The organism is Cellvibrio sp. PSBB023, assembly GCF_002007605.1.
Taxonomy (GTDB): domain Bacteria; phylum Pseudomonadota; class Gammaproteobacteria; order Pseudomonadales; family Cellvibrionaceae; genus Cellvibrio.
Map to the genome: position 1 here is coordinate 4,569,765 of NZ_CP019799.1, position 15,547 is coordinate 4,585,311.

Annotated in this window: 12 protein-coding genes; 8 read left to right on the forward strand and 4 right to left on the reverse strand. The window is 50.0% G+C overall.

All coding sequences use genetic code 11. The annotated features are described in order from the left end of the window. Positions 1-4: 4 nt before the first annotated feature. The 4 genes from B0D95_RS19805 to B0D95_RS19820 form a co-directional block, all read right to left on the reverse strand. A complete protein-coding gene (locus B0D95_RS19805; protein ID WP_246841664.1) occupies positions 5-1,504 on the reverse strand; it encodes a sugar ABC transporter ATP-binding protein in 1,500 nt (499 codons plus the stop codon). Then, a complete protein-coding gene (locus tag B0D95_RS19810; protein WP_078045482.1) occupies positions 1,504-2,448 on the reverse strand; it encodes an ABC transporter substrate-binding protein in 945 nt (314 codons plus the stop codon). Before B0D95_RS19810 ends, B0D95_RS19805 begins: the two co-directional genes overlap by 1 nt. Positions 2,449-2,513: 65 nt before the next feature. Beyond that, entirely contained in the window at positions 2,514-3,284 is a 771-nt protein-coding gene (locus B0D95_RS19815; RefSeq protein ID WP_078045483.1) for an SDR family NAD(P)-dependent oxidoreductase, read from the reverse strand. A 21-nt stretch (positions 3,285-3,305) separates the two neighbouring features. Further along, a complete protein-coding gene (locus B0D95_RS19820; RefSeq protein ID WP_078045484.1) occupies positions 3,306-5,069 on the reverse strand; it encodes an IlvD/Edd family dehydratase in 1,764 nt (587 codons plus the stop codon). 382 nt (positions 5,070-5,451) lie between these two features. On the opposite strand from B0D95_RS19820, the gene B0D95_RS19825 reads away from it, so the two are divergent. From B0D95_RS19825 to B0D95_RS19860, 8 genes are all read left to right on the forward strand, one after another. After that, positions 5,452-6,426, forward strand: coding sequence for a glycoside hydrolase family 43 protein (locus B0D95_RS19825; RefSeq protein ID WP_078045485.1), 975 nt, complete (start codon positions 5,452-5,454; stop codon positions 6,424-6,426). 135 nt (positions 6,427-6,561) lie between these two features. Continuing rightward, positions 6,562-8,241 carry a ribulokinase gene (locus B0D95_RS19830; protein WP_078045486.1) on the forward strand — a complete coding sequence of 560 codons (1,680 nt, stop codon included), beginning with the start codon at positions 6,562-6,564 and terminating at the stop codon, positions 8,239-8,241. Continuing rightward, on the forward strand, positions 8,241-8,933 hold the full coding sequence (locus tag B0D95_RS19835) for an L-ribulose-5-phosphate 4-epimerase (protein ID WP_078045487.1): 693 nt from the start codon (positions 8,241-8,243) through the stop codon (positions 8,931-8,933). Before B0D95_RS19830 ends, B0D95_RS19835 begins: the two co-directional genes overlap by 1 nt. Before the next feature lie 74 nt (positions 8,934-9,007). Next, complete coding sequence (gene araA / locus B0D95_RS19840) at positions 9,008-10,510, forward strand: L-arabinose isomerase (protein WP_078045488.1); 1,503 nt, start codon at positions 9,008-9,010, stop codon at positions 10,508-10,510. Positions 10,511-10,616: 106 nt separating this feature from the next. After that, positions 10,617-12,158 carry a DUF6351 family protein gene (locus tag B0D95_RS19845; protein WP_168172497.1) on the forward strand — a complete coding sequence of 514 codons (1,542 nt, stop codon included), beginning with the start codon at positions 10,617-10,619 and terminating at the stop codon, positions 12,156-12,158. A gap of 75 nt (positions 12,159-12,233) precedes the next feature. Continuing rightward, a complete protein-coding gene (locus tag B0D95_RS19850; RefSeq protein ID WP_210403654.1) occupies positions 12,234-12,836 on the forward strand; it encodes a beta-phosphoglucomutase family hydrolase in 603 nt (200 codons plus the stop codon). Positions 12,837-13,031: 195 nt separating this feature from the next. Further along, positions 13,032-14,417, forward strand: coding sequence for an MFS transporter (locus tag B0D95_RS19855; protein ID WP_078045491.1), 1,386 nt, complete (start codon positions 13,032-13,034; stop codon positions 14,415-14,417). A gap of 40 nt (positions 14,418-14,457) precedes the next feature. Next, entirely contained in the window at positions 14,458-15,426 is a 969-nt protein-coding gene (locus B0D95_RS19860; protein ID WP_078045492.1) for a family 43 glycosylhydrolase, read from the forward strand. Positions 15,427-15,547 lie beyond the last annotated feature (121 nt).

Consider the following 15,547-nt stretch of genomic DNA (forward strand, 5'->3'; position numbering starts at 1 on the left):
ATCATTAATTCGATGCAATTGCCTGCATGATGCGTTGCGGATTGATATCGTCGTCTTGCAGTTCTGCCACTTTTTTACGATCGCGCAGCACAACGACTTTATTGCTGAAGGCCACCAGCTCTTCCAATTCGGAGGATGCAACTACCAGCGATAAACCATCGGCGCAGAGTTTGCGAATCAGGCGAATGATTTCAGCGTGGGCACCAATATCGATGCCGCGTGTCGGCTCATCCAAAATAAGCAGGGTCGGGTTGGCGGCCAGCCAGCGCGCGAGAATCACTTTTTGTTGGTTGCCACCGCTGAGTTGCTCAATGGGTTTTTCAATATCCGAGGTGGCAATGTTCAATTCTTTGACGTAGCGATTGGCAATCTCTTCCTGTTCTTTACGTGCAATAAATTTCCACCAGCCTTGTTTAATTTGGCGGGCGAGAATCATATTTTCGCGAATGGAGAGTTGGCCGAGAATGCCATCGTGTTTGCGGTCTTCCGGGCACAGGCCCATGCCCGCAATAATGGCTTCGCGTGGGGCAGAAAAATGAACCGGTTTGCCGTCAAACAAAAACTCGCCGGTATTTTTTTTGTCGATGGCAAATAACAAACGGCAGAGTTCGGTGCGACCCGCACCGAGCAACCCGGCCAAACCAACGACTTCGCCTTTGCCAAGGGTTAAATCGATGGGCGCCAGGTTAGTGTGGTGGCCAAGGGCTTTTAATTCCACCAAGGGTTCACTGTGTTGATTGTTGCTTTGTGGTTTATGCTCGCCGAGTGCGGCCAACTCTTTGCCGAGCATATGGCCAATTAATTCAGGGCGCGACAAGGTGGCGGCTTCAAATTCGCCCACCAATTCGGCGCTGCGCAAAATAGTAATGCGATCGCAAACGGCATAGACCTGATCGAGAAAGTGAGTGACAAATACAATGCCAATCCCTTTGCGGCGCAGGTCGCGCATAATGCGAAACAGGGATTGCACTTCGTCGGCATCGAGGCTGGCGGTGGGTTCGTCCAGAATCAATACCTTGGCCGACATATCCACCCCGCGTGCAATCGCAATTAATTGCTGCACAGCAATGGAGTAGCGGGAGAGCGGTTGTGTTACATCGATATCCAGGTCGTAACCTTTCAAGAGTTCGGCGGCATCGCGATTAACCTTGCCCCAGTTGATCAAACCAAAACGACGCGGCTCGCGGCCCAAATAAATATTGTGTGCCACGGTTAAGTTGGGTAGCAAATTCACTTCCTGATACACGGTGCTGATGCCAAGCGCTTGTGCATCGCCTGTGTTGTTGGGGAAGATGGGGGTGCCATCCAATAAAATATCGCCGCCATCGCGCTGGTAAACACCGGTCATCACTTTAATCAAGGTGGATTTGCCGGCGCCGTTTTCACCGAGCAGCGCGTGGATTTCTCCCGCGCGCAGGGTGAAGTCCACGCCCTTGAGGGCGTGCACACTCGGGAATTTTTTATGAATTCCCTTGAGTTGTAAAACTGGAGTTGTATTCATCATTATTTCGCGCCGCGTTTTGCCAATTCTTCTGCTGCATTTTCTTGCGTAAATACTGCACCGCCCATGCGAATCCATTTTTCAAAATCCTTTTTGCCAGCGCGCGCTTCATCAATTACATCAAACGCCGGGCCGCCAAGGTGTGGGCTGAGTTCAACAGAGACATTGATTTCACCGGCCACAATGGATTTCAACGCATCGTCTACCGCATCTACTGAGACAATTAAAATATCTTTGCCCGGCTTTAAGCCTGCTTCTTTAACCGCTTGAATCGCGCCCAATGCCATTTCGTCGTTGTGAGCCCAAATGGCACAAATATTTTTGCCACCACCTTCTGCTTTCAGCATGGTTTCCATCACTTCCTTGCCTTTGGCGCGCGTGAATTCAGCGGTTTGGCTGCGCACAATTTTGGTCTCGGGGAAAGCGGCAATGGTGTCGTTAAACCCTTTCATACGCCCGATGGCGGCGCTTGAGCCTACTGTGCCTTGCAGTTCCAGAATGTTGCACTTGCCTTGGGTGTTTTCTGTCAACCAGGTGGCGGCGCGCTGACCTTCCACTTCAAAATCCGGCGCGATACGGGTGAGGTAAAGTGACTGGTCGGTAACCGATACATTGCGATCCAGAATCACTACGGGAATGCGTGCGCGTTTGGCTTCCATTAATACCGGTTGCCAGCCGGTTTCCACTACGGGGGCAATTAAAATTGCATCTACCCGCTGGGCGATAAAACTGCGCACCGCTTTAATTTGATTTTCCTGTTTTTGTTGTGCGTCAGAAAATTTTAAGGTGATGCCGCGTTTGGCCGCTTCTGCTTTCACCGATTCGGAAAAGCTGGTGCGCCAACCGGATTCGGAACCCACCTGTGCAAACCCCACAGTTAAAGCATTTGCCGTGGCGCTAATGCCAATGGCCGCGGCGAGCGTCAATGTTGTAAATAGCGTTTTCATAGTGGTTCCTCGTGTTATTCAATTTATAAGTTAATGTTGTCCGGTGTTGGTGTTGGGTAACGCAATTAAATCCAGCCGCCATCCACAATAAAATGTTGTGCGGTACACAGGCGGCTGTCGTCAGAGGCCAGAAATAACGCCATGGCGCTAATGTCTTCCGGCATTACTGATTTTTTTAAACATTGGTTTTCTAAAATATTGTGCGCGGATTTATCCTTGGTGAGCATGGCAACCTGGCGCTCGGTCATGACCCAGCCAGGTACTAGCGTATTCACGCGAATATTGTCGCCGCCCATATCGCGGGCGAGGCCGCGTGTTAAACCTTCAATGGCTGCCTTGGAGCTGGTGTAGCCGGGCATGCCCCCTTGGGTGGCGTACCAGCTCATGGAGCCTAAATTAATAATGGAGCCACCGCCCAGTTCTACCATCTGCGGGTACACCGCTTGTGCGGCAAAAAAATGGTGGCGCAAATTCACCGCAAGGCGCTCGTTCCAGTAGTCCACGGTGACGGTGCGGAAATCGTGGCGCGTATCGTTGGCGGCGTTATTAATCAACACATTAATTGCCCCCACCTCGGTATAAATTTGTTTGATGGTGGCCTGCAATTTGGGAATGTTGAGCAGATTGCAGCGATAGTAGCGTGGTGGTGTCGCGCCAGGGTTGTGGCTGAGTTGTGCGACCAGCTTGTGCGCATCCTCATCGCGAATATCAATAAAGCAGACCTGTGCGCCTTGCTGGCAAAATGCCTCCACCAAATTGGCACCAATGCCCGATGCGCCGCCGGTAATCAGCACCACTTTGTATTTCAAGCTGGGGTATTGGTTGGTGATTGTCATGTGTTGGCCTGCGCGATCACCCTAGTGCGAGTGGCTGGGCACGGCAGCGCCGCGACAGCCTACTAAAAAATCAAAGTCACAGCCTTCGTCGGCCTGCATCACATGCTCTATATAAAGCTGCAAATAACCTCCGGTTTTGGGTGACGACTGTTGCGCGCGCAACGCGGCGAGGCGCTTGTCAATATCGCTATCGCTCACTTCCAATTCAAGCGAGCCATTGGCGGCATCCAGTGCAATCCAGTCGCCATCTTGCACGGCGGCGAGCGGGCCAAATTCTTGTGCTTCCGGCGCAACATGCAATACCACTGTGCCAAAGGCGGTGCCACTCATGCGCGCATCGGAAATGCGCACCATGTCGGTAATGCCTTGTTTCAACAGTTTGGGTGGCAGCCCCATGTTGCCCACTTCCGGCATACCGGGATAGCCCTTGGGGCCGCAATTTTTTAGCACCATTACGCTGTTGGCATCCACGTCCAGGTCGTCATCCATAATGCGTGTTTTGTAGTGATCAAAACTCTCAAATACTACGGCACGGCCACGATGTTTCATCAGGTGTGGCGATGCCGCGCTGGGTTTTAAAACGGCGCCGCGCGGTGCGAGGTTGCCACGCAAAATGCAAATACCGCCGTTATCGCAAAGGGGGTTGGTGAGCGGGCGAATCACATTGTCGTTGTAGCAGGGCGCGTCCCGGTTGTTTTCCCACAGGGTTTTACCATTCGCGGTTAGACAGTCTTTGTGCAGTAAATTCGCATCGCCCAAGCGCTTTAATACGGCGGGCAGGCCACCGGCGTAATAGAAATCCTCCATCAAGAATTCGCCGGAGGGTTGCAGGTTCACCAGGGTGGGAATCTGGTGGCCGTAGCTGTGCCAATCGTCCAACGCCAAGGGAATATCCAGGCGCGCGGCAATGGCTTTTAAATGAATCACGGCATTGGTTGAGCCGCCAATCGCGGCGTTGGTGCGTATCGCGTTGATCACGCTGTCGCGGGTGATCAATTTCGACAGGCATAAATCTTCATTCACCATGGACACAATACGCATGCCCGACGCATAAGCGAGGGTTTTGCGACGGGAATCCACGGCGGGAATAGCGGCGTTTTGTGGCAGGGATAAGCCCAGTGATTCCACCATGCAGGCCATGGTGGAGGCGGTGCCCATGGTGTTGCAGGTGCCGGTAGAGCGGGACATATCCGCCTCGGCATCCATAAATTCCTGCAGCGATATTTTGCCGGCTTTGTAGTCCTCGCTCATTCGCCAGACCAAGGTGCCTGAGCCCACATCCTTGCCTTTGTGTTTGCCGTTGAGCATGGGCCCGCCGGTCACAACAATGGTGGGTAAATCGCAACTCGCTGCCCCCATCACCAGTGCGGGGGTGGTCTTGTCGCAACCCACTAACAGCACGACACCGTCAATCGGGTTGCCGCGAATAGATTCTTCCACATCCATCGCCGCTAAATTGCGCGTGAGCATGGCGCTGGGGCGCAGGTTGGATTCGCCGTTGGAAAACACCGGAAATTCCACTGGTACTCCGCCCGCCTCCAAAATGCCGCGTCGCACTGACTCTGCCAGTTCGCGAAAACTGCTATTGCAAGGTGTGAGTTCAGACCAGGTATTGCAGATGCCAATAATGGGTTTGCCGTGAAAGTGATGCTCGGGAATGCCCTGATTCTTCATCCAACTGCGGTACATAAATCCGTTTTTGTCCTGAGCGCCAAACCATTGGGCGCTGCGCAGTGGTTTCTGCGCGGGGGAGCCGGATTTGTTGCTTTTATTATCCTGATTCATAGAGACAGCATCTTCTATCGGTTGCACTCACGGGTGCTGAGTCACCCCTGATGCAGGTCGCGGCAGGGCTAACCAATTATTATTAAAGTAATACAATATAAAATTTAAGGCTATTACAGCAATCCAAATCCCCTTGGTTTACGAACAATTACCCGAATTGCTGGTGTAAAGCGCTGTGTTGCATGTGGTTTGCTGGCCATTAATCGGGGAAATTGCACGGGCCTCTTGTTGTTGGTTGGCGATGATAAACAAAAACTTTCAGATCTATACTTGATTTAATTGTAATATAATATCAATATAAATCAACCCCGCCTGATCGGGCCATGATAATCAGTCGCCCCTTGCTGGGTGCGCACAATAAACAGAAAAAGAGGAGTCTCCCATGCGTTCATTCATCAAGCCGTTGGTCGCCGCTGTGGCATCCTGTTGTGCGGCATTGACCTATGCCGCCAACCCTATTTTCAGCGATGTGTTTACTGCTGACCCTGCAGCGCTGGTGCATGACGGCAAGGTGTACCTCTATACCGGACACGACCAGGCCAAAGACAACACCAAATTCTTTGAGATGCACGATTGGCTGGTTTTTTCATCGGATGACATGGTGAATTGGGAGGCTCATGGCCCGCGCCTGCAGGTGAAAGATTTCAAATGGGCCAAAGGCGATGCCTGGGCGAGCCAGGTGATTGAGCGCGACGGCAAGTTTTATTGGTACATCACCGCGCGCCACAATGACACCAAACCCGGCTTTGCGATTGGTGTTGCCGTGGGCGACAGTCCGCTCGGCCCTTTTAAGGATGCCTTGGGCAAGGCGCTGATCACCAATGACATGACGACCGCTACCAGCAATGACTGGGACGATATAGATCCATCGGTGTGGATTGATGACGATGGCCAAGCCTATTTGTTTTGGGGTAATACCAAGGCCTACTACGCCAAACTCAAGAAAAATATGACTGAGCTGGATGGCCCGATTACGGAGATCAAAGGCCTGCCGGAGTTTACTGAGGCGATTTGGATTCACAAGCATAAGGACAACTTCTATTTGTCCTACGCCATGGGCTTCCCTGAGAAGATCGGCTACGCCATGAGCAAAAACATCAATGGGCCTTGGGAATATAAAGGCATATTGAATGAAGTGGCGGGCAATACCCCCACCAATCACCAAGCCATCATCACCTTTAATGACAAGCATTACTTCATTTATCACACCGGCGCCGGGCGTCCGGACGGCGGCCAATACCGTCGTTCGGTCAGCATCGATGAATTGTTTTACAACCCGGATGGCACCATTAAACGCATCATCATGACCAGCGAAGGTGTCACGGCGAACAGCGCAGTTAACAAGGCGAAAAAATAAGGTTTTCCAGCCCCCGCCGAGCCCCTGAAAGCGATTGACAGGGGCTTGGCTTGCTGGAAGAATATTGTCATACAATATTAATATCCTCTGTTGAGGCAATAGCCCATTAAAAACAGTACAAAAATAGGTGAAGTTATGACGTCCTACGCCTTGGGGCTGGATTATGGTTCTGACTCGGTCAGGGCTTTGTTGGTTGATGTGCATTCGGGTAAGGAAGTGGCTACCAATGTGGTCTATTACCCGCGTTGGAAAAAAGGCTTGTTTTGTGTGCCCGCCAAAGACCAGTTTCGCCAGCACCCGCTCGATTATCTGGAAAGTCTGGAACAGGTGATCCAGGGGTTGTGGGAGAAGGCCCCTGCTGGTGCCGCCGCACAGGTTATCGGCATAGGTTTTGACACAACCGGGTCAACCCCCATCGCAGTTGATCGCGACGGCGTTGCACTTGCATTGAAGCCGGAGTTTGCCGAAAACCCCAATGCCATGTTTGTGCTCTGGAAAGATCACACCGCCGTCAAAGAGGCGCAGGAAATTACTGCTGCTGCCGGTAAGGCAACAGAAAACTATTTGAAGTACGAAGGTGGTATTTATTCGTCTGAATGGTTCTGGGCTAAAACCCTGCACGTACTGCGTGAAGATACTGCCGTCGCCAAGGCCGCCTACCTCTGGGTAGAACATTGCGATTGGATGTCTGCCGTACTCACCGGCACTACCCACCCATCCAAATTACGCATGGGTCGCTGTGCGACTGGCCATAAATTAATGTGGCATGAAAGCTGGGGCGGTTATCCACCCAACGATTTTTTTGTCGGCATAGATCCTTTATTAGACGGCCTGCGCGACAAGCTGCCCGCCGAAACCTTTACCTCTGACCAAACCTGCGGCCACCTGATTGGCGAGTGGGCAGAGCGCCTCGGTTTGCCCTTGGGCGCACCGGTAAGTTTCAGCGCTTTCGATTGTCACATGGGCGCCGTAGCGGCCAATGTAAAACCGGGCGTACTCACCAAAATTATGGGCACCTCCACCTGCGATATTACCGTCGCTACCTATGACGACATTGGCGATAAATGTATCGCCGGTATTTGCGGTCAGGTAGACGGTTCGGTAACGCCAGGGTTTGTCGGTTTGGAAGCAGGGCAGTCGGCCTTCGGTGATTTGTATGCCTGGTTCCGCAGTCTGGTGAACTGGCCTGTACAACATTTGTTGGCAGATTCATCGTTGTTGGATAACGCGACCAAACAAAAACTCGCACAAGAAATTGAAGACAATACCTTGGTTGCGCTGAGCAAAGCTGCCAGCCAATTAGCCATCGGTGAATCCGGCATTACCGCTCTCGATTGGGTGAATGGTCGCCGCACGCCCGATGCTGATCAAACCGTGGCTATGGCTATCGCCGGTTTGAAAATGGGCAGCAGTGCGCCCCATGTTTTCCGCGCCTTGGTTGAAGCAACTGCTTACGGCGCGCGCGCGATTATCGAACGCTTTAAACAACAAGGCGTAGCGATTACGTCCGTGGTTGCTATTGGTGGCATCTCCAAAAAATCAGACTTTGTAATGCAAACCTGCGCCGATGTATGGAACTGCCCGATTGATGTATTGGAGAGCGAGCAGAGCTGTGCCTTGGGCGCCGCTATTTTTGCGGCTGTTGTCGGTGGTGCTTATCCCAATGTAGAAGCGGCGCAAAAAGTTATGGCGTCCACCCTGTGCAAAACCTATCAGCCTAATGCGCAAGCGGCAGCCGCTTATGAGGCGTTGTATCAACAATATTTGACGCTGGCAAACTTTGAAAATACCCGTGCGGCAGGAGCTAAGGCGTAATGAGCTATACCGAATTAAAACGCGAAGTATTTGAAGCCAACATGGAATTAAACCGCCGCAACCTGGTGGTGTATACCTGGGGCAACGTATCGCAAATTGATCGCGCCAAAGGTGTGATTGCGATTAAACCCAGCGGCGTGGCTTATGAAGTCATGACTGTGGATGACATAGTGGTTGTGGATTTGGAAAACAAGATTGTGGAGGGCAAGATGCGCCCTTCTTCTGATACCAAAACCCACACCCATTTGTATCGCCATTTTGAAACCATTGGTGGAGTGACTCACACTCACTCGACTTACGCGACCGCGTGGGCACAAACCCAGCAGGCAATTCCCTGCTACGGTACCACCCATGCCGATTACGCCTACGGTGAAATTCCCTGCACGGCAGTGATGACAGATGAGCAAATCGAACGCGATTATGAAGAGGAAACCGGCGTACAAATTACCGATTGTTTTAAAGGCCGTAGTCCGATTGAAGTGCCAATGGTTATTGTGGCTGGTCATGCGCCTTTTACCTGGGGTAAAAACGGCGCCGACGCGGTATACCATGCGGTTATCCTGGAAGAAATTGCGCGCATGGCCTATTTGACCAAAACCTTGCAGCAAAACACACCGCCGCTAAAACAGGGCATTGTGGATAAACATTATTTACGCAAACACGGAAAAAATGCCTATTACGGGCAGAAATAAAAATTTATGACGTCCTGTAGGTTGGGCAGCCTTGCCCGGCAAAAAAATTGAACATATTTCCAGAGGAAAACAGCATGAAAATTTACGGCGACAAAGAAGTCTGGTTGGTAACTGGCTCGCAAGATTTGTACGGCCCCGGCGTATTAAAACAAGTCGCCGAGAACAGCAAAGCCATCGCAGCGGGTTTGACTGAATCCAACAATATTTCCATCAAAATTGTTGCGCAAGACACGGTTAAATCGCCCAAGGAAATTTTGGCGGTATGCCAAGCAGCCAACAGCAACCCCAACTGCGTCGGGTTGATTTTGTGGATGCACACCTTCAGCCCCGCCAAAATGTGGATCGCCGGTTTGAGTGCATTGAGCAAGCCTTATATGCATTTGCACACCCAGTTCAATGCGGAGCTGCCGTTTGCTGAAATCAACATGCACTTTATGAACCTGAACCAATCTGCCCACGGCGACCGTGAGTTTGGCCATGTGAGCACCCGTTTGCGTCAAGAACGCAAAGTGGTTGTGGGTCACTGGGCAACTGAATCTGTGCAAAAGCAAATCGACAGCTGGTGCCGCGTAGCAATGGGTTGGTATGCCAGCCAGAATTTGAAAGTGGCGCGCTTTGGCGACAACATGCGTCAAGTCGCTGTTACTGATGGCGATAAAGTTGCTGCGCAAATTAAATTTGGTTACGAAGTTCACGCCTATGGTTTAGGCGACCTGCAAAAAGTGGTAGATGCTGTGACCGACGAGCAAGTTGCGGCACAAATTGAAATCTACAAAAAAGATTACGATGTAAACCCCGCGATTTTTGATGATGCACATCAATACCAAATGCTGAAAAATGAAGCGCGTTTGGAGCTGGGCATGCTGAAGTTTTTGACCGACGGTGAATTCGGTGCATTTACTAACTGCTTCGAAAACCTGACCGGTTTAACTAACCTGCCAGGCTTGGCTACCCAGCGTTTAATGGCAGCCGGTTTTGGTTACGGCGGTGAAGGCGATTGGAAAACCGCAGCCATGGTGCACATCTGTAAAGTCATGTCCAAAGGCCGTGAAGGTGGCTCATCCTTTATGGAAGATTACACCTATCACTTTGGCGCTGTGGATCAAGTATTGGGCGCGCACATGTTGGAGGTGTGTCCATCCATCGCTGCTGCAAAACCAAAACTGGAAGTGCATTTGCACACCATTGGCTGCCGCAATGATATCGCGCGTTTGATATTCACCGGCAAAGCAGGCCCTGCACTGTGTATTTCTTTGATTGATATAGGCACACGTTTCCGTGTAATTATCAACGAAGTGGACACCGTAAACCCACCACAAGAACTGCCGAAATTGCCAGTAGCTAAAGCCCTGTGGGAACCTCGCCCCAACCTGGAAATTTCAGCCGCCGCTTGGATTCAAGCCGGTGGTGCACACCACAGTGCTTACACTCAGGGTGTAACGGCTGATGAAATTGTGGATTACGCTGAAATGGCGGGCATCGAAGCTCTGGTGATTGGTGCCGATACCACCGTGCGTGCATTCAAAACTGAATTGCGCCACAACGCGGCTTACTATCATTTAAAAGATGGTGTGTAAGATTTTTAATAAAATAATACGTGGATCTTAAGGGTCGATAATTTAGCGAGGACATTCAGTGCGATACATAAAAAATTTACTCACAGTTTTCTTTGGGATCGCGCTGTTGTCTTCCTGTTCGGCCAGTAAACCATCCATAACGGCGAATGCAAATAATGCGTGCAGTAATTTGCTTGCATTTAGTTCGTCTGAAAATGCCGTAGTCATAAAAAGTGCAAGTCTGGTACCGGCAGGGCCTGTGCCTGCCGTTCCTTATCAACCGCCTTATGCCGGAACATTAGCGAGTTATTGCCGCGTTGATGGTGTGATTGATGAGCGCATTGGTGAAGGCGGTAAACCTTATGCGATAGGTTTTGCAATTGCTTTGCCGGAAAAATGGAATGGCCGTTTTATGATGCAAGGCGGTGGCGGCTTGAATGGTTCTGTCGCAACACCCTTAGGCAGTAATGCCGCTGGTGACATGACGGCATTGCAGCGTGGTTTTGCTGTGGTGACTACTGATACCGGTCATCAGGGCACTCATGGTTTCGATTCCAGTTTCTTCAGTGACCAGGAAGCAACCTTGAACTTTTTGTATCAGGCTATTGGCAAGGTGGCTATCACATCCAAACACATTGTGGCGCAGTATTACGGCAAGGCCATTGAGCACTCTTATTATATGGGATGCTCAACCGGCGGCCGTGAAGCCATGATTATGTCGCAGCGTTATCCTCGCTTGTTTGACGGTATTGTGGCTGGTGCACCGGCCATGCGCACCAGCTTTTCCAACCTGGCTGACAAGTGGGTGATGACCTCGCTTGCCACGGTGGCGCCCAAAGATGAACAGGGTCATCCACTGGTTGCGCAAGCCTTAACAGAGCAAGATAAAACCATTGTGATGAACGGTTTGTTAAAACAATGCGATGCAATGGATGGTGTTGCGGACAACATGATCTCAAATGTCGTGGGCTGTAAATTCGACCCTATGTCACTTGCTTGTAGTGCAACAAAAAAACAGGCATGTATCAGTCCCGAAAAAGCCAAAGCCATTAAAGTGGGATTTGCCGGCCCCAAAAATTCACTCGGCGTGCAGGTGTATCCCGGTTTCTGGTTTGATACAGGTATCACCGAAACACAGGGTATTCCCGGTTTATTAAATCCCGGTTTTCATCCTATCGTGGGGAAAATTACCAGTACGGAAATGAACGTTGATCAAGAGGCGATGGCAGCGTCTACGCCATCGGCATTTGTCGGCGATTCTGCCTACTGGACATTGCTCAATACCTTTTCCAACAACGGCGGCAAATTAATTTTTTATCATGGCGTCAGTGACCCCTGGTTTTCTGCACAGGAAACCGCACGTTATTACGATCAGTTAGTAAAAGATAATGGCGGAGCAGAAAAAGTTTACCAGTGGAGCCGTTTGTTTTTAGTTCCCGGCATGGGCCATTGCGGTGGCGGTGCGGCGGCTTTGGATCATCTCGATATGATCGCTCCTATTGTTAATTGGGTTGAACAAAACCAGGCACCAGAGCAAATACAGGTAACTGGTCAGGCATTCCCCAATCGCAGCCGCCCACTATGCCCTTATCCAAGCTATGCCCATTACAGCGGTGCAGGTGATTCGGAAAAAGCAGAAAATTTCACCTGTAAATATCCAGGGGCATGATTGTTTCGACCTAATGGTTGGTTTGTGCTCTAATTTCGCTTTAACCGCTAATTCTGGCGATAAACAAGAGAGCAAATGATGTACGACCAATATGCAGCCTTGATTTTTGATATGGATGGCACCCTGGTAGACAGTGGCCAACTCCATGAATATGCCTGGACGGCCACGCTGAATAAGTATGGTATCCCCATTGATCGCCTATTAATGCGTTCATTGGCTGGTGTACCTACCAAAGGCACGATTGAAATCCTGCTGGAAAAATTTGGCATTACTGCCACCGCCAGTTTGGATGAAATGAATGATTTTAAAGAGCAGGCCGTGCATGACTCCATGCACTTGTATGTAAAACCTACAGCATTGATTGATGTTGCCCAGCGCTACCATGGCAAAAAACCAATGGCCATTGGCACTGGTGCTTATACCGAGGAAGCCAACAAGATTTTGGCGCTCTGCGGGCTGGATAAATATATCGATGTTGTGGTTGGTGCTGATCAGGTACAAAACCCCAAGCCGGCACCCGATACCTTTTTGCGCTGCGCCGAATTATTAGGTATTGATCCCGCCCAGTGCGTGGTATTTGAAGATTCAAAACTGGGCCTGCAAGCAGCAGCCAGTGCAGGCATGGCGGGTATCGATGTATTGTTGGTACACGCGATAGAGAACGATTACTTTTTGTAATCGCACAGCGCCAGGCGAGAATGGCTCGATAGCCACCAGTGCAGAACACTGAGTGGAGTTTAAGGAAGCGGCAATAACTCTTGAGTCTATTGCCGCTTTTTTTAACGCCATTGTTTTTGTTAGTTGTTTGTATGAATGGTTTTATTCGTTACGCCACAATGGCATGAAGTACAAAAAATACGAGGCACAATAATAATGCAATCAACCCCATCAACCCCGACCGATACACAACCCGGCTCAGAAAAATTATCGATCACTGAAAAAATTGGTTTTGGCGCTGGTGATATGGCGTTAAACGTGGTGATCTCCTCCATGATGTTGATCATCACTTTTTACTACACGGATATTTTTGGCCTGGACCCTATGGACATGGGCATATTATTTTTTACCGTGAAAATAGTGGGAGCCGTTTCCGATTTGGTGATGGGACAAATCACGGACCGCTTTACCTTTTTACAGGGACGCTACAGACCTTGGCTATTATGGTTGGCCATTCCCTATGCGGTGAGTGTATTTTTTGTATTTACCACGCCTGAGTGGGAATATGATGCGAAATTAATTTGGGCTTACTCTACCTACATCATGATGACCCTGATCACCTCCGGTGTAGGTATTCCTTATATTTCATTGCCCAGCGCATTAACGAGCGATCCTAAAGAAAAATTATCCGCTAATGGTTACCGTTTATTCCTCGCCAAAATTGGTGCGTTTATGGTGGCGATTGTGGTGCCGCTAGTCGCCGGTATGTGGTCCGATAAAGCGGTGGGGTATCAAGTGGCCATGGCTATTATGTCGGTCATTGGTGCAGCGATGTTTTTGTTTTGCTATTTCAATACCACTGAGCGCGTTGTGCATGTGGTAGAGCCACAACCCTTGATCAGTCAATTTATACAATTATTGAAAAATGATCAGTGGTTAATTTTGGTGGGCGTGTGCATTACCGGCACCATCGGTTATGTGATTCGCGGTTCGGTCGCTATTTATTACGCTAAATATTATTTGGGTGGCGATGACGCAACTGTCTCTGCATTTTTATCCACCGGTGTTGCCGCCGCTATTTTGGCGATGATCGCCTCCACCTGGATTACCAAGTTCTACTGCAAAATTAATTTGTTCCGTTATACCCAATTAATCGTGGCGGCGTTAAGTGTAGCCATCTATGTGTTTGTTGACCCGCAGGATGTACTGCTGGCATTTGTGTTGTATTTCCTGTTGTCGTTTGTAGTGGATCTGCACGCGCCGGTATTCTGGTCAATTATTTCGGAAACCATTGACTATGGTCAGGTAAAAAATGGCAAGCGTGTATCCGGTTTTGCCTATGGCGGTATTTCAGTCGGGCAAAAAGCCGGCATGGGCATCGCCGGTTTAATGGTGGGATGGCTATTAACCTATTTCCAATATGTTCCCAACCAGGAACAGTCTGAAACCTCCATGATGGGCATAGCATTGATGCTGTCTATTATTCCTGGCGTATTCCATGGGCTGATGGGATTACTGATGTTTATGTATCGCATCAACGATCGTTATTACGCTGAATTGAAGCGCACCATGATTGTTAAAGGTTATATCGCACAGCATTAATGTCTGTGTATGAAATCAAAAAAATGTTTGGAGATTTAACGTGAGCGAATTATTAAAACCCCTAATTCCCCAGCGTGCCGATCCGTTTATTTATAAGCATACTGACGGCTATTATTATTTCACTGCCTCGGTGCCGGCTTATGATCGCATTGAGCTGCGCCGTGCAAAAACCATTGCGGAATTAGCTACTGCCCCCACAGTGGATGCCTGGCACAAGCCTGACACTGGCCCATACAGCGAATTACTCTGGGCACCGGAAATTCATTTCAACAAAGACCCGGAATCTGGCGAGTCTGCCTGGTACGTGTATTTTGCCGCAGCACCGAGCCGAGAAATTAAATTCGATTTATTCCAACACCGTATGTATTGCGTGCGCAACAAAAACGCTAACCCGCTGGAAGGCGAGTGGGAGTTTATGGGGCAGATCGACAGCGGTATAGATACTTTCTGTTTGGATGCGACCACCTTTACTCACAAGGGCGTGCTCTATTATTTGTGGGCACAAAAAGAAGTGGATATTCGCGGCAATTCCAATTTGTATATCGCGCCCATGAAAACGCCTTGGCAGTTAGCGGGCGAGCCGGTCATGCTCAGCAAGCCGGAGTTTGAATGGGAAATTCGCGGGTTTTGGGTTAACGAAGGGCCGTCGATATTAAAACGCAATGGCAAGATTTTTATCAGTTATTCCGCCAGCGCCACCGATGAAAACTATGCGATGGGTTTACTCTGGGCGGATGAAAATGCGGACTTATTAAACCCGGCATCCTGGACCAAATCCCAAGAGCCTGTACTTTGCTCGGACATCCCCAATAAGATCTTCGGCCCAGGCCACAACAGCTTCACTTACGGTGAAGACGGCGATACGGTGCTGCTGGTTTACCACGCGCGTACCTACACTGAAATTGAAGGTGATCCCCTGTGGAACCCGGATCGCCACACCTTTGTAAAACCCCTCAAATGGGACGCTAAGGGCATGCCGGTTTTCGGTAAGCCTTCGATGATCGATTGATCTATCAATTACCCATTGAGCAGACCAAAACCCCGTTGCAGGCTGCTGCAGCGGGGTTTTGTTTTGTGTTTCAGGCTCATCCTCCTTGTTCTGGAAGTACCGGTTTTTGGTTGAAAAATGC